Genomic DNA, 22,452 nt, shown 5'->3' on the forward strand with positions numbered 1-22,452 from the left:
GATTTATCTGTGCGATTGAATCAAAGTACCTGCTGGCACCTATAGGGATTTGGGGCTGTTATGTCTTCCATAAATCAAGACAAACGCATGATTCGGACAAACTGTTCGATCGGCAAAGACACTTTTATCGCCACTGCATTACATGGCGAAGAGCACATATCCAAACCTTACCGCTACCAGCTCAAGCTACTCTCCAAGAAGCACGATATCGAGCAAGCAGATATCGTGGGAAAACCATTCACGGCCAGCATTCAGTACTCGGAAAAAGAACGGTATATCGACGGGTATGTTACGCATTTCTCAATGCATGATGTGAATTCTGAAGGGATGCGACTGTACATTGCCGTAATACAGCCGGGGTTATGGTTCACTAACCTTGGTGGGAAAAACCGAATTTTCGAGAAGAAATCAGCGAAGGACATCATCAAAGAGGTCCTCGGTGAGTACAGCAGTGTAATCAAGTTCAGCGATAAAACGAATGCTGAATATATCACGCGCGCATATTGCACCCAGTTCAATGAAACAGACTTCCAGTTCATTCACCGTCTGATGGCGCAGGAAGGGATCTCCTACTATTTCAAGCAAAAAAATGGATCTCACGAACTGGTTATCTGCGATAAATATCAAGACTACGATGACTGCATCTCCGACAAAGTGGAATACGACGGTGGTGGCAGTAATCCGCGCAAGAATTCAGTGAGCAGCTGGCACAGGGACTTTAACTATCATGGCGGCGGCTATGAACTGAAGGACTATAACGAGTTCACTCCCGGAAAGGACAACCTTCAATCGGTTAAAACAGCCAGCAAACTGAACGGCGTTTCCGATTACATCCAAAATATATACGGCGTAAATCACTTTAAGGTTTCCGGCGACTCCGAACACGCCTTCCAGGACAGCTACCATAAGGAGCTTGCAAAACGGGCCATTGAGGCTCAGGAAAGTCGTTTCGACATCGGCCACGGCAGCAGTGACTGTCCGGCGTTGGCCGCAGGTGGCTTTTTCCAGCTCGATCACACCATAAAGTCGGAAAAGGGAAAATACCTGCTCACTTCCGTACGTATCACCGCTACGGACAGCAACAGTGATGATACCCACTTCAAGAACACCTTCACTTGTATACCGGACAAGGTAACCCCTCGTCCTGATCCGTTTATCGGCACCAAGCAAATACACGCACCGCAGGTGGCCGAAGTGCTCAGCGTGAAAGCCACGGAGTCAGCGAGCTCCAAGGACCCTTATACACAGGTCAAGGTGAAATTCCCCTGGAATTCCAAGCAGAACAGTTGCTGGGTACGGGTAATGCAATCGTTTTCCGGTAAGAATTGGGGGGCCAATTTTGTGCCGAGGGTGGGACAGGAAGTCGTCATCACCTACATCAACGGCGATATGGAACGCCCGCTGGTAACGGGAGCCGTATATAACGGCGACAATACCGGACCCGGTTATACGGCCACACAAAGTGGCTGGAAAACGCAGTACGACAGCAGCAACTTCAACGAGCTTCGCTTCGACGACAAGCACGAAAACGAAGAAATCTATATGGAGGCGGGAAAAGACCACACTTTCCTTATTCATAATGACCAGAGCGGAAAGGTAGAGAACAATCAGTCACTGGAAGTAAAGAATGATCGAGCAATCACGATTACCGACGGAAACGAGACTGTTACACTGAAAAGCGGCAATCAGTCTATCTCGGTTGATAAAGGTGATCAGTCGATCAAACTAGGCAAGGGCAACCAGATCGTCGATATTGGCGGAAATCAGACGATCAAGGCAAAGGGCGCTATTTCCGTCACTTCCAGTAAATCAATCGAGTTCAAGGTAGGTGGTAACAGTATCAAGATCGAGCAAGGTGGCATCACCATCAAGGGAATCAAGGTGACTTGCAAGGGCTCTGCCACTACGGAAGTCAGCGCCTCTGGAATACTGACTCTTAAAGGCGGTCTTACAAAAATTAACTGACGGATTGCTAGCATGACTGACCTGGTTAAAGTGCAGGCTGCCACTGCCGCCGAGCTACTTCAATTCCTCGAGATCAGCGAGGAAGCCGAACATTTACTGGTTCCCGATACCGCGCCCGAAGTGAGTATCAACCGACTGGCCGATGCCGGTTTCTACCCGGATGCCATCAAGCTGCTGGCGCTGGGACTGCCCAAGCGTGAATCTGTATGGTGGGCCTGCCTGTGCGCCAAAGACAGCCAGAATGCCCAGACGGATGAACTCAATCGCAATGCGCTTGCGGCCACAGAGGGTTGGGTGAGAACCCCCAATGAAGAAAGACGGCAGCTGTGTCGACAGCTGGGGGAACAGACTCGCCACAAAACGGCGGCGAGCTGGGCGGCCACCGCAGCGGCCTGGTCTCACGGTAGCCTGTCGCCCGCCGGAGAACCCGCCATTGAGCCGCCAGCACATCTGTATGCGCATGCGGTGGCCGGCAGTGTCACTTTGGCTGCTGTACATACCGATCCCATCAGCCCGGAGAAACTACTCGCGCAGTTTTTACAGAGAGGGCTGGATCTGGCACGCGGTGGTACTGGAAAGTCCGCGTGATGTTTATCGAGCAGCGCATGCTCTACTTTATTCAACCGAGTGCAGGAGAAGGTTATGAGTAAACCCGCAGCCCGGCTTACCGACATGCACACCTGCCCGATGGTAACCGGCACCGTGCCTCATGTGGGCGGGCCGATTCTCGGCCCCGGTGCGCCCACTGTACTGATCGGTAATATGCCGGCCGCCAATATGGGGACTAGCTGTGTCTGTGTTGGCCCACCAGACTCTATCGTGAGCGGCAGCGCTACGGTATTGATCAACAACAAGCCCGCTGCCCGAATGGGTGACTCCACCGCTCATGGCGGTGTGATCATCCTGGGCTGCCCCACGGTACTGATCGGCGGTTGATCTGCAAAAAAAAGCCCTGCTTAGCAGGGCATTTTTTTACTTGGGGTCTGGCTTCAGCTCAAAGGGCTTCAGCTAAGCGAATAACTGAAGTCACCCTCCTCTGTGGCCCCCACATGCACCTGACGAATATCTTCACCCTTCGCCATTCTATTCAGACATTCACTCGCCAGTGACGGCAGCAGTGTACGGTTGAGAATTACCTCGATGTTCCGCGCACCGGTATCCGCCTCCTGACAACGGGCAACGATATTGACCAGTACATCGTCGTCATAACTGAAGCTGGCTCCGTAATGCTCCTTCACACGCTTCCCAATACGGCGCATATTGATCTTGCAGATTTCCACCAGGTTTTCATCATCCAGCGGGTAATAGGCAACCACATTGGCGCGACCGAGAAATGCCGGCTTGAATTTCTGCAGAAGGTGCGGACGGATATTGTCCAGCAGCACCTCAGGATCCGGCTTTTCTTCAACCTGATTGAAGATTGCGCGGATCGCATCCTCACCCGCATTGGAAGTCATGATGATCAGCGTATTCTTGAAGTCGATATCGCGGCCTTCACCATCCTTGATAGTGCCCTTGTCGAACAGGTTGTAAAAGATATCCTGTACACCGGGATGCGCCTTTTCCATTTCATCCAGCAATATCACAGAGTATGGCTTGCGCCGCGCGGCCTCAGTCAGTACACCGCCCTCACCGTATCCGACATAGCCGGGAGGTGATCCGAGCAGCATGGAGACTTTGTGCTCCTCCTTGAACTCGGACATATTGATGGTGGTGATATTTTGCTCACCCCCGAACAGCTCGTCTGCCAGCGCCAGTGCCGTCTCGGTTTTACCCACGCCACTGGTACCACAGAACAGGAAAACGCCCACGGGCTTGCGCGGGTCGGTAAGGCCAGCGCGGGAAGTGCGCACCGCCTGTGCAACGGCGTCCAGTGCGTGGGGCTGACCGATGACCCGTTGATTGAGCCTCTCAGCAAGCGTCTGCACCGCTTCAATTTCATTACTGACCATTTTGCCGACCGGTATCCCGGTCCAGTTGGCAATGACCTCGGCAATAGACTGCTCGTCTACCGCCGACTGCATCAGTGGCGTTTCTCCCTGGATCTCCTGCAACTGCTCTGTGAGAGTTTGTAACTGCTGCTTGAAATCCTCCAGCGCCGAGGCATCAACGGCACTATCACTACCAGAGAGCTGCTTGGAATACTCTTCATCGATTTGGTCGCGCAGGGTACGGATCTCTGCAATCAGTTCCTGCTCCTGCTGCAGTTGACTTTGCAAACGATCCAGCTGCTGCTGCGCTTCCTGCTGTTCCAGCTGCAGTTGCTGAATCGCATCTTCGTGCACACCAGTCGCGGCATTTTCGCGCTGCAGTTTTTCAATGGTGCGGGTGCTGCTGGCGACAATGCGCTGCATATCCTCGATTGCACCCGGAGTAGAGGACTGACTCAGGGCGACGCGCGCGCACGCCGTGTCGAGCAGGCTCACCGATTTATCGGGTAGCTGTCTTCCGGGGATATAACGATGAGAAAGCTTGACCGACGCGACCACGGCCTCATCCAGAATGCGCACCTTGTGGTGAGATTCAAGGCTGGGCGCGATACCCCGCATCATATCCACGGCTTTCTGTTCGTCTGGCTCTTCGACTTTGACTACCTGGAAGCGGCGGGTAAGTGCCGGGTCGCGCTCAAAGTATTTCTTGTACTCTGCCCAGGTGGTGGCAGCGATAGTACGCAATTCGCCCCGCGCCAGAGCAGGCTTTAACAGGTTGGCGGCATCGCCCTGTCCTTCCTTGCCGCCCGCACCAATCATGGTATGGGCTTCGTCGATAAACAGGATGATCGGTGACGCCGAAGCTCTCACTTCTTCAATTACGGACTTCAGACGATTTTCGAACTCCCCTTTTACGCTGGCGCCGGCTTGCAGCAGGCCCAGATCCAGGGTTCGCACAGTGACATCGCGCAGTGGCGTCGGAACATCACCGCTGGCGATACGCAGTGCGAACCCTTCGACCACAGCGGTTTTACCCACGCCAGCTTCGCCGGTAAGAATCGGGTTATTCTGGCGGCGGCGGGTAAGAATATCGATACACTGGCGAATTTCCTCATCGCGCCCGAGTACGGGGTCGATTTCTCCATCGCGAGCGCGCTGGGTCAGGTTAACCGTATATTTATCCAGCGCCGGCGCCTTGCTCGCGGCAACCGCAACCTGGGCGCCATCTGCGCTGTGCTCCGCGCCGCTTACCGCGCTGGACTCTCCACTGTGGCCAAACATGGCCCGAGCGGTTTCGCGGATTGACTCGGGAGCGATACTTTTCAGTTCCGGGCAGGACTCCAATAGCTGGCGACGAGAGGCTTCTTCCAGCAACAGCGCCGCGAGCAAATGTCCTGAACTTACCGCTCGGTGGCCAAAATCGATGGACGCCAGAATCCAGCAGTTTTTCGCGGCCTCGACAATACTGGGCGACAATGCCGCCGGCCGACTGCTGCCGGACTTGAAACGGGCGATGGCACCGGCCAGTTGCTTGGCGAGATTCGAGGGATTGACGTCGTGTTTTTCCAACAGGTGGTAGAAATCAGTATCCGATTGATCCAATAGTTTCAGCAGCCAGTGCTCTAGCTCAACATTGTACTGACTTTGCGCCAGACAGAGGCCCGCTGCACCCTCAAGCGATTCGCGCATGACGGGCGTCATGGTATCCACGAGCCTTTTTAGATCCACGTTGATCATAATATTATTTCCCTCAGTTTATTCCCTGTTATTTCACAAGTGATCACTGTCGCCTTTTGGCTTCCACTGTTATGCCGCAGGCAACGCCTCTTCTGGTGACATTTGATCCGCACTCAAACTAACCACTACCTTTTCATCCTGGTCCTGATCGCTGGCCATATGTGTGTTCCAGCCTAATAGCGGCTGGTGGCTGTCATCTCCGGTGAGCTGAACCGGTGAGACCTGGCTGGTATACAAGGTGGCTGAAATTTCAAAGTCCATTTCAATACCTGCACTCAACTGGATAAATGATTTCAGTGCTTCCAGTTTTTCAGAACCAGGGGCAATGGCCATATGCTCCTCGTAATCCAGTGGTTCGATTACGATGCGGAATTTATTCTGAGCCTGGAAGCACTGCGTTCCGAGAATCGTGTCAGTGCCCAAGCGATTGTTGACCCCTAGCGGATACCGTGGTCCTGGCAATCGGGTGAGCACATCTTCGGGCAGATCGTCCCACTGTCCCTGGAACTGCTCGACCGAAACCTTCAGACCAAAATATTGGCGGATCATACTTTCCAGCGCCGCTGCGGAGCACTGCTGTCGCCCCAAGTGCCCGGCCATGCCGTAAAGAACATCGTCCGGGATCGGCATCCGGTATCGAAGCTCGCTGGTACCCAGCCCAGCAATGGATGCCAGCGCTTGGCTGAATAAATCCGGCTCTCTCGCCTTGCGCAGCTTTGCCGACTCGTAATTGACCGGCAGCTGGTATTTTTGCCACGCGCGATAGAACAAAGAGATATTGCGGTGGTGGAAAATATCCAGAAAGTCCCGCAGTGCCGTGTTCTTTTCGCGCAGTTCACGGTGTACCACCTCCGTCAGGTAGTAGGGCATAACCCCCTGACTACCCACGAGGCCACCGAAGCCAACTTCCATGCTCCACTGCTTTTCCGGGGCCGTATCTTCAGTGTTCAGGGAGTCCCGACCGTCTTTATCGCGCTCTGCATCACCTCTCTGGCGTGTGGAGAATGGTGCGGAAATTTCACGCTCTTCGATTCGGATTACATCCGAGGCGACGAACGACAGCGAGGACTGCGCTTTAAAACGCAATATCTCCCGCGCCGGCGGCGCGGCACTGGCTAGCGGCTCGCGAGCAAATACTTCGCCCGCCGCGGCAATATCGGAATCTTCACCCTGCTGCTCGATAAGAACCGCGCGCTCCAGGGTCCGCACCGCCTGAAAAAATTCAAAGCGATACGGCTCCTCGCGAAGCCGCTGGATTACACTAACGCTTTGTCGCCGGCGCGTGGAGGCCATCTTTTCAGTTCTCCATCTCGATCGCTCAATTTGGCAATCAGTCTGGTAAAGGAATTAATTGAGCAGTAGAGCCCGAGGAAGCGTTCGATCACGCTGGCGAATAGCAGGGGCGAAGTACCTGCAAGCATCATCGAATCAAACTCGACGGTGACCTCGGTACCACGACACAAGACCACACTGCTATCTACCTGAATCGGCGCCGTGATAGGACGGGTTTCGAGCTGCAGGAGCGACTCGATCATGTTGCGGGTACTGCCGGAATTGCGGAAATCGTAAAGCCGCAGTATCTCTTTCAGTACATCCACACCACCGGTATTGCTCAGGGAAAGATGGTTCAGGTTAAGGTGAGAAATCAGTCTCCAGTAAGCGCGATCCCGCCTCGGTGGGCGAATAGTAGCGGTGGGGGCAACTGGACAACTGATCCGTTTTGCCGGCGCATCGCCATCGACGATAGACAGATATGGCTGAGCATTGCCGGAAGGTAATTTTTTCGGCAGATTGCGATTGGTACAGGTAAGTTTCAGCCCCAGGGTCTGCTGATCCGCGTCGTACGGATTGAAATCCAGATCCACCAGCATGATATCGACTTCAGTGGCCTGCTCATTGCGGTGCTCACCCTCGATCACATCCCGTCGACGCGAGTACCAGAATGCGGATTTCCCATCAGAAGAATGGCTGTGCTGAATACCATAGAACGGACGGTATCGGGTACTTTCTCCCCCGGCATTGGTGGAGCTGACCGCATCTATCGAATACACCTCAAGACCATCACTGCGCCGCACATCGGGAATCACGTGGTAGCTGTACTCTTCCTGAGTAACCGGAATCGGATCAGCACTGTGGTCGAACAGATTGACCACCGGGGTACAACCCAGGCAGAACATGGTCGGCGACAGCTGTTTTTCCAGCTCGTCGTGGGACTCCGACAGGTAGATATAGAGGTTCAGTGTGTCGCCGTACTTATCGCTGATTGCCCCTGCAAGACCATCCACGTCGATAAACTGGAACTTCTCGGGAAATGCGAAATACTCGGTGAGCAGGCGGTAGCCGAGAAATGCCGAGTCCGGATACGGCAATAGCCCCTCATCCGGACCCAGTCCCACCTGCTTTAAGGCATCCGCGTCAAGAAACACCGGATTGGGATCCCCTTCACCCGTCGCAACGACGAGCTTTACACATTTCGTCAGAATCAGGTCGTAAAGGTCATAGATGTGACTCGGCTGACCCTTCAGAAAGAAACGCAGACGGCTTGGTTTGAGTTCGCCGAAGCTCACATCCTCGCTGAACGTCTTCAGCGATAGCTTGAGTACCGCATTGGCACCGGAGATGTCATTACAGCCCGGAGCGATAAATGGCCTCGGCATCAAGCTGGCGCTCTCTGCCTGAAACGGACATACGTCTACGGGATACCGACTGGTAAACCGACAAGTCTGGCCCTGAAAGCTCTCGGACTCCAGTACAAGGTCTTTTTCGAGTTGGACGATGCCATCCAGATCCGATTCTGGTTCGAACTGAATGATCGCGCATGACGGGATCGGACGCAGGTAATGGGGATACAGGGTTTCCAGAATCGCGTCTGTCAGTTCCGGGAAATCATCACTCAGCTTCTGTTGCACACGCGCGTTCATATATGCGAAGCCAGACAGCAGACGCGCCACCAGCGGGTCATCTACCGTATCGGTGTCCAGCTGCAGGCGCGCCGCCGCTGCCGGGTGCATACGTGCAAACTCGCCGGCAGTCTGCTGTACGAACGCCAGTTCGCGCTCATAAAGGTCTATCAGTTTTTCTGTCATTATCGCACCTCTGACACATCGACCAGTTGCGTGACCGGATTCAATGCAGAATCGAACACGATGACCTCCGATGCCGGGTTTACATGTAAAACGGCTTCCACCCGGAACCGTATACTGGGATCCTCGACGTCGATATTTTCCTGGGTATTCACCTTGACCGAACTGATCCTCGGCTCGTAGCGGAGGATAGTGCGTTCGATATCTCGGCAAAATTTTCGGCGACTTTCTCCGGACGTGAGGTTTACCGTGGATAAATCCGGCAGGCCGTAATTGATATTTGAATCGTCGAGATGCTCGTGCCCCTCCGGGGCGGACAGGCACCGGTAGCGTGTATTGAACAGGAACTCGAGGTCCCGTCTCACACCTTCCCGCAGCTGACGCAACACCTGGTGGGGGCGGTGAATATCCATGTTGCCTGAGGAATCTAGCAGGCGATCCAGAAGCGGTGCCAGCAATCGCTTCTCGTGTGTGGACTGGCTCATCAACTGGTCGCTCCCACACCAATCTGCGACAGCGCAGTGGTCAACTTCAATTCAGACACCAAATGATCGACCGTATAGTGGCTCTTCAGGTGAATGACGCTTTGATAGCTCCCGGGCTTTCCGGGTTCATCCATTACCCGCACCCGCGCCTCGCGCAGTGGGTAACGCGCGAGCATTTCCCACGACAGGTCTTCACGGCCGGTGGTATACCGATCCATCCAGTGCTGAAGTTGTCGCTCGCAATCCGCAGCGTTCATGTAGGCGCCGACCTTGTCACGAATCATCACTTTTATGTAATGGGCGAAGCGGGAAGCACACAATATCTGCTGCAGCATACCGCTGATTCTGGCGTTGGCTGTGGCAGATTTGGAGCTGTACCGCTTCGGCCGCTGTAAAGACGGCACGCTGTTAAATGCACTGTAAGGCGAGTCGTAGCAGTGGCACAGACACGCAAAACCGAGGTCGCTGAGTTCCCGCTCGGCAAAGTCGGTAATCAGGATGGAGGTCGCCATCTTGATGGACTGCGCACTGCTGTCGACACCGTAGGGAACATTCGGCAACTGGGTAACCAAACCACCTCCCAAGTGATCCCGCGCCACGCCGCGGATATGGGAGAACCAGCCGACCTCATCAAACTCGCGAATCAGTACACAGCCCATCGCGAACACCGCATTACCCCACAGATGATTTTTCGCGTCCGAGGATTGAACACTTTCACCAAAGCGAATACCCCGGTAATTGGAGAACCCCCGGGTGTGCGGTTGCCGCATCAGAACCTGAGGCAGCAGCACACCGATAAATCGGGAATCTTCCAGATCGCGCAGGCTGTTCCAGCGGATGTACTGTTTCTGGCGGAAAACCTCGGAAAAGTCGATCGGTCGCGCGACATCATCAAAACTGTCCACGCCGAAAAGCTGCGGCGCCGCGCTACAGATAAACGGTGCGAAAGCTGCGGCCGCGGTATGGGCGATCCCCTGCAGGGTAAACACGTCGTCGTATGGGTGGCCTTCAAACGGCTGATGGGAAATATAGTAGTCACCGATCAGCAGTCCAAAAGGCTCGCCACCAGGGGTACCAAACTCTTCGTTGTAAACGAGATGAAACAACCCGGACTGATCGTAATCCGGGGCGCGCTCTATATCTCGGGAAAGGTCTTTCCAGCTGACATCCAGCAATTTGATGACAATATTGTCGGCCGCCGGCGTCTCGGAGATCAGCATCGACAAACCGCGCCAGCGCGCTTCCAGTTCCTGGAATTTGGGGTGATGGAGAATCTCGTTAACCTGATCACTGATCAGGAGATCGAGCTCCGCAATTACCTGATTCAGCCACTCACGCACAGTGTGACGACCGGTATTACCAGAGCCACTGAATGCATTCAGCCAATATTCAAATGCATACAGGTCATCCGGCTCGTCCAGAAATTTCCGCAACGGGTTTCCACCACCCTGAAGCAGTGACTCGGCGAACAGGATAGGGTCACCTGGCTTCTGGCGGGAAGACTTCGAGGGCAAGGCAGGCACTCCCCAGTGGGTATGAGAGGTGTGTTAACAGACGAAAGCTGGCGGATGAAGGGCCGATCAAGCGATCGGCCCTTCGCCAATTACCCTGCGCTCGGGATATTGGCCACCATGCGCATGGAAGTAGTGAGCTCTTCCATCTGCAGCCAGGGCTTCAGGTACGCAACAGCACTGTAGCAACCGGGCTGGCCTGGAATTTCCTTCACCTCTACCCGCGCTTCTGCCAGCGGATACTTCGCCTTCATTTCGGCACTGGCATCCGGGTTGGAGTTGGTGTACTGGGAGATCCACTTGTTCAGCCAGCGCTCACAATCACCAGCTTCCATAAAGCTGCCTACTTTGTCGCGCGCCATGACCTTGAGGTAGTGGGCGATACGCGAGGTTGCCATCAGGTATGGCAGGCGAGCGGAGATGGAGGCATTTGCGGTCGCATCTGGATCGTCGAATACTTTGGGCTTCTGGGTGCTCTGGGAACCAAAGAACACGGAGTAATCGGTATTCTTGTAGTGACACAGCGGCAGGAAACCCTGGGCACTGAGCTCCGCTTCGCGACGATCGGTGATGCCGATTTCGGTCGGACACTTCTGGTCCAGGTCACCATCATCGCTTTTGAACAGGTGGGTGGGCAGGCCTTCTACTTTACCGCCGCCTTCGGCACCGCGAATCGCGGTACACCAGGAGTTTTCAGCAAATGCCTTGGTCATGGTGGTACCCATCACGTATGCGGCATTCATCCAGCAATACTGTTCGTGATTGGCCGGACGGGAGACACCGTCCTCGTCTACTTCGAACTCTTCGTAGTTGAAAGATTCAACCGGCTTGGTGTTGGCGCCATACGGAGTACGCGCCAGGGTGCGCGGCATCACCAGGGTTACGAATCGGGAGTCATCGCTATCGCGGAAGCTGCGCCACTTGATGTATTCACCAGACTCGAAAATACCGCCCAGATCGCGGGGCTTGGAGAGCTCGGTGAAATCATTGAAACCGAACATACCCGCACCAGCTGCAGAGATGAACGGACAGAAACCGGCAGCGGCCACATTGGACATTTTGCTCAGCAGCTCGATGTCTTCCGGGTGACTGGTGAATTCGAAGTCGCCAATCATGCAGCCAAATGGTTCGCCACCCGCGGTACCGAACTCTTCCTCGTAGATCTTTTTGAAGGTCTGGCTCTGGTCAAACTCAACCGCTTTGTCCAGATCGCGGAACAACTCGCGCTTGGTAATGTTCATCATACGGACCTTGAGGGTCGCGCCTGTTTCGCTGTTCATTACCAGATGGTTAAGACCGCGCCAGGAACCCTCAAGTTTCTGGAATTTTTCATCGTGCATAATTGCAGCGAGCTGCTTGGACATTGCCGCATCAATAGCCGCAACCGCTTTATTGACGGTCTGGGTAAGGTTGCGATCCCAGGTCACGGTACCCTGCAGAACCTGTTGGGTCAGGTTGGCAATCAGGTCCTGAGCTTCATCTGGCTGAGTTTGCTTGGTCGCAGAAATGGCCTGCTCCAGCAGACTTACCGACTGCTCTTCCGCTTCCTGTTCCGCTACATTTTCAACTTCTGTGCTCATTACGCATCCTCTCCCTTGTCATCTCCCAGTCCCAGCTGCTCGGAGATTGCCGTGACGTTTTCAGTGCTCTGGAGAATGTCTTCCAGAACTTTCTCCAGCTCCTCAGAGCGGTCAGCTTTGCTCAGCAGATCTCGCAGTTTGCTGCGCGCTTCGAGCAACTGCTTGAGGGGCTCAACCTGTTCCACAATCTGCTCTGGGGTAAAGTCATCCATGTGATTGAAATCGAGGTTTACCGCCATCTTGCTGCCGTCGTCAGACAGGGTGTTTTCCACCTGCAGCTCCAGTTTCGGATTCACCTTGGCCATCACATCGTTGAAATTGTCGCGGTCAATCTGAACGAACTTGCGTTCTTTCAACGCCTTTCGGTTTTCCATGTTGTCGCCGGAGTAATCACCCATGACGCCAGTCACGAAAGGCAGTTCTTTTTTTACTTCCGCACCATTGGTTTCAACATCATAGGTAATGTGGACACGCGGCTTACGCACGCGCTTCAGTTTGTTGTGAATACTCTCGGACATCTGGGTCTCCTTTCCTCAATACAGGAATCGTGTGTTTTCTTGGGTTTTACCAACTGGGTTCTGCGGTCGGCTCCGGGGCTGCCCAGCCCGCATCTTCCTGGGCGGGTTGAGACTCGGCGCCGGCAGCAGGCTGCTCGGCAGGGGTGGATTGGGTAACCGGTGGCGCCACATAACGCTGGCTGTCAGAGCCATCCAGTCGCACACCAGTCAGCTGTGAATACATGGCACGGGAGTGGTCGTCGGGCAGAAGTTCACCCATCAGCTCAGCTACGGTCATCCGGCCCCAGCCGATCAGTCGCTCGAGACCGGGCGCCAGCGGTGTATGCGGCTCATATGTGCGGAAATATTTCGCGGCCTTTTCCAGCAATTGCAGGGCGTCTTCCCTGGAGGTGATAGCACCGGTGGGTACAGAAACCATCTGCATCGCAATTGCTCCATTTTCGGCGACGGCGGCAGGCTCCTGCGCGGCATCCATCGTAACGGGCTCAACTTCCTCGGCGGCGGCGAGCGATTCGAGCTGGGACTTGTAGACGAAGCGAACTGTGCGCAACACCTCATCCAGGAGGCTGGTGATATTGGTCGAGGGGGGTGCATCGCTGCCACAGGATTCCCGCAGCACAGCATTGGTAGCCTTGAAACTGGTGAGGCACTCTTCCAGTGTATCCACCAGATCCGATGCCCATTGCGGCGCCGCCGGGGTGGCACAGGCATCGAACTCGCCGATGCTGTAGCCGAGCGTTTCTACCCGCGCCGCCTTGGCATCAGGGTCAGCGATCTTGTCTGCGTCCCGGGCCTGCTGGTAGTGGAAGAAGGAATAACTACCGTAATCGCCCTCCGGGGTGATATCCGCGTTGCGGATCGGCATCAACAGTGTGCCGTCCGCACCATCGCCGTTGAGGCCGGTAAGGGGCGCCACTTTGGTTTCTATGCCGTCCTCATCGGGCTCGGGGTAGAGGTCGTCCCAGTATTCCGCGATCAACCGTTCGATGAGCATAAATCCGTCACGCAGCCCAGGAAAGCCATGCAGGCGAATCAGCGCTTCGGTATACCAGCTGGCAACCTCGAGATCCTTGCTCTTTTCCTTGAGAATCTTCTGTGCGGTCTTGGCCACCTCGCGCCAAGGTGCGAGCAGGTCGGCGTCACTCTCGTCGAACATCGCCGAACGCTCTGCGGCACGCGCGCTGTTGCGGGCATCTTTGATGGTGTAGTAATCGGAGGTGGGGGAACGGTCTGCGCGGATGTCTTCGCCCTGCCGCTGCTCGCCGGGAATATCCTGCAGAAGAGCATCCAGTTCTATCGCATTCGGAAATGCCATGAAAATTCCTTTTCATTATCGGGCGCAGAATGTTTCTACTACGCGCCTATCGTTTAGCAATTTTTTCAGGCCAGAGCCGCCTGGGAGAACACATCAGGTGCAGTGCTCTCCGAACTTTTACCATTTTTATGCGAGCCATATTCCGCCACTGCAGAAAAGCTTGCGATCAGTTGATCGAATTCGCGCCTGCGCCCTGAAAATATACTCTGCTCGCACCACAGGAACAGGGTATAGATTCTGTCATCACAGCCGATACAGGCTACAAGGTACTGGACCGGCACGGTATCGACCTCGGCAAGTAACTCGCCAAAGAATCCGGTTCCAGTATCAATTTGCAGTTTCTCTGGTGGACGGCTTACCGCCGCCTGATAGAGCTGCGCAGCACATTGGGATAACTGCGCGTGACAGTATTCTTCTACCGTTGGCGCCGACGGAAAATCTTCCACTCTCTGCGGAAGCACGACCATAAACTCGTTGTTTTCCAGGCTACCTGCCTGCAAAACCGCTCTCTGGTTCAGGTCGTCAAATACCCGCCAGCAACCCGGCACGGAGACAGAACAGCTGCCGTCATCGGCGGTCAGCCGCACCGTTGCCGAAGCGGGCCTAACGATACTCGAATTCTCTGCGGCGTTATCGCTGCATCGGACTTCGGCATGCCACCCCGTAACCCAGAAGGCCTGCACCAGTTTCTCGCCTTCCGCGATCTGGTCACAGGTTTTTACTACTGGAAAGTCACTACTCAGCAGCTTTTTTATCTGGGCAAAATCAAGACCAAACTTCTCGGACAGCAACCGGATGCCCTGCCGACGATCAAAACCTTCCCTAAGAACGCCGGTAAAAACTACCTGGCACTGCCTCGCTGACATTTTCAATCCCTGAACTTGCTGCCACGAAAATCTTTTGACGGATTCCTGGCAAGGCCGCACTTCAATGTTCGACCTGAAAAAACTTACACAAACTAAGCAACAGCGCTTTCACTATCTGGTATAGACGCACAAGGAATACTATCCCGCAACCTGCACGCAAAACCGGTACGAACGTACCCATTACCGAAACACCAAACCATTATTTTATCGGAATAGAATTCCGCTTGAACACCGATTTAAATGGATATGCTCAGAAAAAACGGGTTTTTATTGGTACGCTCATACCAAGTAGACAGAAGACTCTACCAATTTGTTTACCAGTGAAATTTCGGCGCTCCAAGCATTCCGCAATAACTTCCCGGATCTGGCAGCCCCGGGCTCAACAACGAACTCGGCGCAAGGTGCTGTGAACCTGCACACCACCAGAGGCTGAAGCTGTTATGTTTATCCTTCATAAGAAATTCGAGCATTGACGGATAATGTTGTGAAATTCTTGAGGCGCCATTGAGTGTTAACAGGTCGCCTTCATTTTCCGCAGTGATGGCATTGCCCGGCAGGTCTGCAAGCGGCGGGAACCTCTCCAAAACCTGGTCCGCGGAAAGTGCATTCTGTAGTGCATCTATTGCCAGTGCAGAGGCCTGTTCATACCATTCCTCGGCATCAATCTGTACAGCAAACGGATTTGCCCCATTTTCCAGTGGCGCCGCCAGCGTTACAGGAAAGTAGCGCCCAACACTATCCACACTGGGAACCAGTATCCCTGCCCAGCCCTGCTGGTTGAGAACACCGGGACTCATAGCGAACCGCCAAATTGGGCTTGTCAGGTAATAATCCAGCCAGCGCTCACCAACTAGCTCTCGCGAACCGTGTACCGCGCGCTGCAGCCATTCGTCCCAGGGTGTAACAAAACTTGCAGGCAACTCCCGTTGAATGAAGTCGCCGTGCCCCGGAAGTTTTCCAAACAGTCCGCTGCGTGACATATCTGCTCCGTTTACAGTACCTGCGGACAGCGATAACCGCCCAGCAAGCCTTGATCGAAGGGATTGCTCACGCCGGCTGCAGAAAGCTTGAACTGCGCCGAACGCCCGGATTCTCGGAAAGTAACCAGATATTCAGAACCGTTGCGTGAAGACTCCAGTTCGGAATTCAGCAACAAGCGATACCAGGCCCAGTCGCCTTCGAAATGTTGGCGATGCACGGTTTCATTCAGGTCCTCAAACAGAATCCGTACCCGGTTAGTTTCCCCGCCGCGCCAATCCAGCTTCGAGCGCGTGCGCGGGCCGTGTGAATAGGGAACCCGCTGACTACCCAGCTCCAGGGAAAACAGTCTTACACCGGAATCCAGCTTGGTGGGCTCTATACGGAAACTGTATCCTGCCTGCTCACCCTGACTGAACAGGGTTTTTCGGATACGCTCCGCGCGCTGCATCTGACGCAGTGCATCACTGGAGATACCCAATGTCTGACCTTCCAGGACCCTGAGCTTCCAGTTGCGGGTATCTACAAACGGCTTCAGGTACTCCTGTACGAACTGCTGCTCGATACCACCGGGCTTGAAGTACTTGTTGAACTCCATTACCGGCGCTTCCTGGCTGCCGCTGGCGCGCAGAGGGAAGCGATCCGCCAGGCTACGGCTGTACACACTGTAGACCTGCTCCCGCCATACGCGATCGGTGTGGCGCTTGGCTTTGGCCATCACCAGTCCCCAGGTGCTGTCTGCGATCTCTTCCAGCCAGTGGTCAAACGGTGCCGGTGCATTGGCAGCCTTTACCCGAAGCTGTTTGATTGCATCTCCAGCGCCACTGAAGCGCGCCTTGGCCTTGTTGAAAGCGACTTCATCGCTATCCACACCGCTGTCAATCTCCGCCAGATACTCCTGCAGCTGGGTGATACTGGAAAGGTAATCCTGAACCCGAGCCGGGCGACCTTTCTCGCTGCGGGTCAATCTTTGCAGTTCCTCAAACCGGAGGTCTACCACGGTGGGCTGGAATTTTTCCGTCAGCTTGCTGGCTGCACCGCTGACCGCGGCAGCGCCGAGACGACGGGTCGTACTGGAAACCGGTAGCGGTACGCCACTCGCGTCCACGGGCACTTCAGGACGCGGAGTCAGCGACGTGTTGTCCGAAGTGATTTCGGCAATAGCCAGCAGGGGCGAGTAGACCGGGTCGGAAAGTTTTGACAATACATCCAGCGCTTCGGAAGTGGACTGGAACCGCTGGATTGAAAAACCGGATACGAACTGCTGCCAGCGCTGCTGGTATTCGCCGAGGTAGATACGTTTGACGTCCTCTCCAAGGCGCTTGCGATCTTCCTCATTGAAATCTTCCCCACTGAGATCACCGCCGTATATCCAGCGCTCGTCTGCCAGCTGATCCAGCAGCGGGGAATCTGCATCGAAGTCCAACTCTTTATAACCGGCCTTGGTATACAGGTAGGGAATATGGAAGCGACTGTCACCCGGGTCGACACCGAACAGTTGTGCGGTGTCTCCACCCACTTCGCCGTAGAGATCGATCTGTGTCTGCCCCAGATCGCTGCGCAGCATCTGCGCGTACAGGCGCTGCGGTACCGGTATACGACGTAATTGCTGGCGGGCCGTTGCAATTACCCGCTCGTTGGGCTCGAGATTTTCCGGCAGCGGGCGGGAGAAAAGGCGTTCCAGATGCGCCAGCATCTGCTCCTGTTTACCGGCCTCGCCCGACAGAGACTGCGACCATTCATCGCTGAAGTAGGCCGTTAAATCTTCCAGACTGCGCTTTTCCGGGTTAAACAGCATCAGATAGGTCTTCAGCGTCTGGGTCAGCGCTGGGTCCGCGCTGTCGAGTTTTACCAGTCGCTGCTCCAGGGCACGCTGCAGTGCCGGCAGGAAGGTGAGCTCCAGCTGCTCGCGATAAAGGCGATCTGCCGCGGCATCGACTCTCTCATCGTACAAACCGAGATTATTCAGCCAGGGGTGCTCTTCTTTCTGATATACGCGAGAAGCCGCCTCCAGTGGCTCTAGTAGCTCCAGGGTTTGTAATGGTGAGATTTTGCGGTCTCCCAGTTTTTCCCTGGCTTCCTCGTAAAGCGCAATGTTGTCGCGGACTTCTCCCATATATCGCTTGTTCTGCGCAATACTGCCGGTCCACAGGAATAGAGCACCGACAATAGCGGCAACGGACCCCACGTAGACCGCACCGCGCAACCAACGGGTAACACTTTCAACCTTGCGGTTCACCCCGACCAGCTCGGCTTCCGGGAAGATGACATCTTTCAACAGGCGATGCAGGAAATAGCTTTTGCCTACACCCTGGAATCGCTGCGCCGCGTCGCGCTCGAGTCCGAAGTCGGAACTCACCGAAGCCATCATCCGGTCAATCGGGCTGCCCTCCTGGGTGCCACTGGTAAAGTACACACCGCGCACCATGGGCACTGTGTCATAGCGATTGGCGCTGAATGCCTGCTTCACAAAATCGGACAATACGTTTTGCAGGCTTTCCATACGCGCCGGGAACCCCTGCAACAGAGCGCGCTTCTCGACATTGCGCTCCTGGTGCACACGCCACAGGACCCGCTGGTTGAGCCGCTGGATCAACGCCTGGAATTCGCTGACAAAGTCATCCAGTGGCGCACCCGCCCCCGCGTGCGCCTCTGCAGGGAAGCTGATTCCCCACACCTGCTCGCGCTCTGCCTGGGAAAGATTGTCGAAATATTCGCTGAAACCGGCAACCAGGTCACACTTGGTGAAGGTCAGATAAATCGGGAAGCGGATCCCCAGCTGCTGCTGCAGATCATTGATCCGCGCGCGGATGGTCTTAGCCTGATGTACGCGCTGCTCGGTGGTCTGCACCATCAGATCCTGCAGGCTGATTGCGACCAGCACGCCATTAATCGGCCGGCGACGGCGGTAGCGCTGCAACAGATTCAGAAAGGCTTTCCAGGCACTGTTGTCATATACGCGGTGGCTGTCCTGTGTGGTATAGCGCCCGGCGGTATCAATCAAAACCGCATCATTGGTAAACCACCAGTCGCAATTGCGTGTACCGCCTATGCCGCCGAGGGCCTCTTTGCCGTGACTCTGTGCGAGAGGAAATTCCAGACCGGAATTGACCAGTGCAGTCGTTTTACCGGATCCGGGCGGGCCGATAATGATGTACCAGGGCAGCTGATAGAGAGACACGTTGCCGCGCTGGGATTTGAACCGCGCCTTGCGCAGCACCTGCATGGCATCGCGAAAACGCTCCGACAACGCATTCAGCTCTTCACGGCTGCGCTCCTGGTCCGGATCTGCTTCGTCCTCCTGCGATTCTTCAATGCCCTGGATCAATGCCTGGTTTTGACGGCGCTCCACCAGCCACTGGCTCAGGTTCCATACCAGCCAGATCGCAAACATAAATACGATGATGGTGAGCCGTACACCCGTGGACAGGGTCGCATTATCGCTGCCAAATTTTATGTAATCGGCACCAAACCAGATTAATAGCGAGAGCGCACACAAGCCAATCAGGCCCAGCACCCATTTATTGGTAAAAAAATTCGCCAGTCGTTTCATGAATTACTCCAGTCCCCGCGACCATTCTGCGCCGGGCAATCAGCAACCGTATTTAGCGCGGCTGCGCAAAGTTTTCCCGCGATTCAGGCATCAGCGCCTGGATCTCTTCCGCTACCGGCGTTGCGCTCTGGTACAACCACCAGCGGTACCCGCTGAAGGTTGCCAGCAGCACACCGAGCACCACACTGGCAATCACCCACAGGGGCACGTACTGGATCAGCTTTGTCTTGCGATCCACGCAACCCTGCCAGCGCGGGGAGAGATCCCGGTCCATGGCCGGGCGATGACTTTCAATGGTGCGATACAGGTTGTCGCGGATCTGTTCCAGTTGCTCGTGGCCGCGCTGCACCAGGCGATACTTGCCCTGGAAACCGAGACTGAGGCACAGATAAAACAGTTCCAGCAATTCAATATGCGATCCAGGGGTTTCCAGGGTGCGCTGCAGAATCAGGAAGCATTTTTCGCCACCGAAGGTTTCCTTGTGAAACAGGCTCAACAGAGAGTGCTGGCTCCAGCCGCTCGCGGTACCCCAGGGAGTGGACAGCACCACTTCGTCCACCACCGTGCACAGCAGATATCGCGCGGTCAGCACCGTTTCCTGGGAGAGTGACAGCTGCCTGGCCTCGCGCTCGAAGCTCTGAATTTCGCGCGTCAGGCGTTTGTGCAGGTCCGGCACATTGGCGTGGTTCATGGTGGTGCGGAGCTTAATGATGGCCCCGAGTACCTTGGAAGCCGCAGAGATCAGCGGATTCAGGCTGTTGCGAATACGCAGGTCCCCTGCGGCCGTGTCAGGAGCTACAGTTTGCTGTGGCTGAGGCGACTGTCCACCCGCGGGGGCGGCCGCCCCCGGAGTAGGGATCATCACCGTGCGGTCTGCAGCGCCGGGCGCTGAATAAGCATCGTTACTCATTTTCAGTTATTCCTTATCGCCCACAGTTCCATGGTCAGCCCCGGAAATTCGGCCCCCAGATGTACCGCGAAACCGCCGGAGCGCTGCATCGCCTGCCACAGCTCTCCGGTCCGCTCGAGTTCAAAATAAGTAAAGCCGGCGTGGTATGGAATCTGCCGCGGCGCGACCGGCAGGGCGCGAATGGAAAGGCCCGGCAACTGCGCGGAAATCAGTTCGCGGATGGCCTCCACCGGAGCGACTTTTGCCTGACTGGGAAAACGACTGCGCAGCAGGTCTCCGGGCATATCCGCCTTTGCCGCCATCACAAAGCTCGCGGTTTTGACCAGGGAAGGATCCGTAATCGGTGCCACGTAAATGCCAAACTTGCGCTGCACCAGATCCATGGCAATTGCGGTCTGCTCGAGGACGGTGGACAGCGACTGGCGCAATGCAGAAAACAATCCCACATAACTCTGCTGCAGGTTTTCGTGCATGTAACGCGGGATTTCCGGCGGCCGTTTATTAGCGGCGGTGAATGTGGAGAGTTCGCCAGCGAGCTGCAACAGCTCCAGGAACAGACTGTGCGGATGCAGCCGAGGCTGTCCGGTGACCTGTTTGAGCAAGGGCTCAAAGCGGTTGATTACCTGCAGCAAAAGATAATCGGCAATCTCGGCGGAACCACTGCGACCACTGTCTGCCAGGCGATGGCCCAGTGCGGTACCGCGGTGATCCAGCAAGCCCTTAACTTCTTCGATATACGCCTTGATCACTGGAGACGCGTCGGCGTTCAATAGCGGCGGGATGTAATCGGGATCCAATTCAACCGGTTTTTCCGGCTGACGCTCGCGAATACGGGTAATACCGATTGCTGCGTATCCGCTGAGATCTTCACTGCCGAGCTTCAGACAAACCCGCAGCTTGCCAACCTGGATTCGCGCCGCCTCACCGGAAGTGGAAGCGCTGTTACGCGCGTCGAAGTTGTTTGCCTGATAACGCGCTTGCGGAAAATCTTCCTGATCGCGGACCGATTCCTGGCTTCCCGGCCGTTTCATCGGCACACACAGGTAGACAATTTCGTCCCGGGTATTTACCGGAACATCCAGTACATCCGGCAGGTTTTCATTTTCCGGTGCCAACACCGGGGTACCATCGGGAAAGATACCGCTAATCCGGGACAGGGAAATTTTTCCCATCGCCAGCGGTTCGCTATCGATAGCCAGTTCCAGCAACCCCCAGGTATAGGGCCCCAGCGCGCCCGTACGTGCCTCGACCAGCTGCTCCAGGTAGCGGTCCTGTTGCTGGAAGTGCTGCGGACGAAGGAACATTCCCTCGCTCCATATAACCTTATTATTCGCCGACATACGCTGTCCTTGTTGCGGCGCCAGGCTGTTGCCTTGCGGATTGGATAGGATCGAAATTCAGATTTATTTTCCGGACTGCTGCAGTTTTCGCAGACGCTCATACTCCGCACTGGAAATAGTTACCGTGCTGCCCTTTTTCGGTTCTTCACGCGCAGCGCGGCGGCGCATATCCAGAGCCTCTGTAGAGGCCATGCGCGTTCCCTCAAGTGTGATCGCATATTCATTCTTTTTGTGGTCCGTAATCGGCAACAGCATCAGCGCGTCGGCATCCTGATACTGGACAAATTCAGCCAGCAGACCGATATATTTGACTTCTGGGGTCAGCGCCAGCTGCTCGATCCGCTGCTCACCGGGGGCAAATTCCTTGAGGATGACGGTATCGATCAGGTCTTTGCCGAGACGGGAATCCGCATTTTCATACAGGTTCAGGAAATCTTCCCGGGAAAACTGGCGGTCATCGGCGAGCATGAATACCCGCAAAACCACCGGGGATGCACGCCCGTCGCTATCCGGGTTTACGTCATTTTCGATCTCCACTGCCAGTGCAATGCTGGTATCGAGATTCAGGGTACGGCGGGTTGTCTGACAGGCAGCAAGCCCCACGACCAGCGCCATCACAACCAGCAGTTGTACAATTTTTTTACTTTCCACAGCGATCTCCATATTTTTTCCGGCAGCCC

At 55.3% G+C, this 22,452-nt stretch carries 18 protein-coding genes; 4 read left to right on the forward strand and 14 right to left on the reverse strand.

The annotated features are described in order from the left end of the window. Positions 1-60 precede the first annotated feature (60 nt). From HUW35_RS05180 to HUW35_RS05190, 3 genes are read left to right on the forward strand one after another with little or no spacing between them, the layout of a single operon-like run. The gene (locus tag HUW35_RS05180) at positions 61-1,965 is read left to right on the forward strand and encodes a type VI secretion system Vgr family protein (protein ID WP_181254558.1); all 1,905 of its coding nucleotides are present in this window, start codon (positions 61-63) and stop codon (positions 1,963-1,965) included. A 12-nt stretch (positions 1,966-1,977) separates the two neighbouring features. After that, entirely contained in the window at positions 1,978-2,553 is a 576-nt protein-coding gene (locus HUW35_RS05185; RefSeq protein WP_181254559.1) for a hypothetical protein, read from the forward strand. A 54-nt stretch (positions 2,554-2,607) separates the two neighbouring features. Next, complete coding sequence (locus tag HUW35_RS05190; protein WP_181254560.1) at positions 2,608-2,901, forward strand: PAAR domain-containing protein; 294 nt, start codon at positions 2,608-2,610, stop codon at positions 2,899-2,901. A gap of 68 nt (positions 2,902-2,969) precedes the next feature. Here the strand turns inward: HUW35_RS05190 and tssH are convergent, their stop codons facing one another. The 9 genes from tssH to HUW35_RS18710 form a co-directional block, all read right to left on the reverse strand. Next, complete coding sequence (tssH, locus tag HUW35_RS05195; RefSeq protein WP_181254561.1) at positions 2,970-5,633, reverse strand: type VI secretion system ATPase TssH; 2,664 nt, start codon at positions 5,631-5,633, stop codon at positions 2,970-2,972. A gap of 69 nt (positions 5,634-5,702) precedes the next feature. Beyond that, a complete protein-coding gene (tssG, locus tag HUW35_RS05200; RefSeq protein WP_181254562.1) occupies positions 5,703-6,926 on the reverse strand; it encodes a type VI secretion system baseplate subunit TssG in 1,224 nt (407 codons plus the stop codon). After that, the gene (tssF, locus tag HUW35_RS05205) at positions 6,890-8,719 is read right to left on the reverse strand and encodes a type VI secretion system baseplate subunit TssF (RefSeq protein WP_181254563.1); all 1,830 of its coding nucleotides are present in this window, start codon (positions 8,717-8,719) and stop codon (positions 6,890-6,892) included. Before tssF ends, tssG begins: the two co-directional genes overlap by 37 nt. Then, complete coding sequence (tssE, locus tag HUW35_RS05210; protein ID WP_181254564.1) at positions 8,719-9,201, reverse strand: type VI secretion system baseplate subunit TssE; 483 nt, start codon at positions 9,199-9,201, stop codon at positions 8,719-8,721. Before tssE ends, tssF begins: the two co-directional genes overlap by 1 nt. Continuing rightward, positions 9,201-10,715, reverse strand: coding sequence for a type VI secretion system contractile sheath large subunit (gene tssC, locus HUW35_RS05215; RefSeq protein ID WP_255463505.1), 1,515 nt, complete (start codon positions 10,713-10,715; stop codon positions 9,201-9,203). Before tssC (HUW35_RS05215) ends, tssE begins: the two co-directional genes overlap by 1 nt. Positions 10,716-10,804: 89 nt before the next feature. Then, positions 10,805-12,292, reverse strand: a complete 1,488-nt coding sequence (tssC, locus tag HUW35_RS05220) for a type VI secretion system contractile sheath large subunit (RefSeq protein ID WP_181254565.1) — start codon at positions 12,290-12,292, stop codon at positions 10,805-10,807. Beyond that, a complete protein-coding gene (tssB, locus tag HUW35_RS05225; RefSeq protein WP_181254566.1) occupies positions 12,292-12,810 on the reverse strand; it encodes a type VI secretion system contractile sheath small subunit in 519 nt (172 codons plus the stop codon). The genes tssC (HUW35_RS05220) and tssB overlap by 1 nt, the downstream gene beginning before the upstream one ends. A gap of 46 nt (positions 12,811-12,856) precedes the next feature. Continuing rightward, positions 12,857-14,125 carry a type VI secretion system protein TssA gene (gene tssA / locus HUW35_RS05230; RefSeq protein ID WP_181254567.1) on the reverse strand — a complete coding sequence of 423 codons (1,269 nt, stop codon included), beginning with the start codon at positions 14,123-14,125 and terminating at the stop codon, positions 12,857-12,859. 65 nt (positions 14,126-14,190) lie between these two features. Beyond that, a complete protein-coding gene (locus HUW35_RS18710; RefSeq protein ID WP_219932652.1) occupies positions 14,191-14,625 on the reverse strand; it encodes a hypothetical protein in 435 nt (144 codons plus the stop codon). 153 nt (positions 14,626-14,778) lie between these two features. On the opposite strand from HUW35_RS18710, the gene HUW35_RS18715 reads away from it, so the two are divergent. Continuing rightward, entirely contained in the window at positions 14,779-14,988 is a 210-nt protein-coding gene (locus HUW35_RS18715; protein ID WP_219932653.1) for a hypothetical protein, read from the forward strand. Between the two features lie 317 nt (positions 14,989-15,305). On the opposite strand, the gene tagF is transcribed toward HUW35_RS18715, so the two are convergent. The 5 genes from tagF to tssJ form a co-directional block, all read right to left on the reverse strand. Continuing rightward, complete coding sequence (gene tagF / locus HUW35_RS05240) at positions 15,306-15,971, reverse strand: type VI secretion system-associated protein TagF (RefSeq protein ID WP_181254569.1); 666 nt, start codon at positions 15,969-15,971, stop codon at positions 15,306-15,308. 11 nt (positions 15,972-15,982) lie between these two features. Next, positions 15,983-19,522, reverse strand: coding sequence for a type VI secretion system membrane subunit TssM (gene tssM, locus HUW35_RS05245; RefSeq protein WP_181254570.1), 3,540 nt, complete (start codon positions 19,520-19,522; stop codon positions 15,983-15,985). Positions 19,523-19,574: 52 nt separating this feature from the next. Then, positions 19,575-20,432, reverse strand: coding sequence for a type IVB secretion system protein IcmH/DotU (gene icmH, locus HUW35_RS05250; RefSeq protein WP_181254571.1), 858 nt, complete (start codon positions 20,430-20,432; stop codon positions 19,575-19,577). A 2-nt stretch (positions 20,433-20,434) separates the two neighbouring features. Continuing rightward, positions 20,435-21,772: a type VI secretion system baseplate subunit TssK gene (gene tssK / locus HUW35_RS05255; RefSeq protein WP_181254572.1), complete on the reverse strand. Its 1,338-nt coding sequence runs from the start codon at positions 21,770-21,772 to the stop codon at positions 20,435-20,437. 63 nt (positions 21,773-21,835) lie between these two features. Further along, positions 21,836-22,423: a type VI secretion system lipoprotein TssJ gene (gene tssJ / locus HUW35_RS05260; RefSeq protein WP_255463506.1), complete on the reverse strand. Its 588-nt coding sequence runs from the start codon at positions 22,421-22,423 to the stop codon at positions 21,836-21,838. Positions 22,424-22,452: the final 29 nt, after the last annotated feature.

The sequence above is a fragment of the Microbulbifer sp. YPW1 genome, assembly GCF_013367775.1.
GTDB lineage: Bacteria > Pseudomonadota > Gammaproteobacteria > Pseudomonadales > Cellvibrionaceae > Microbulbifer.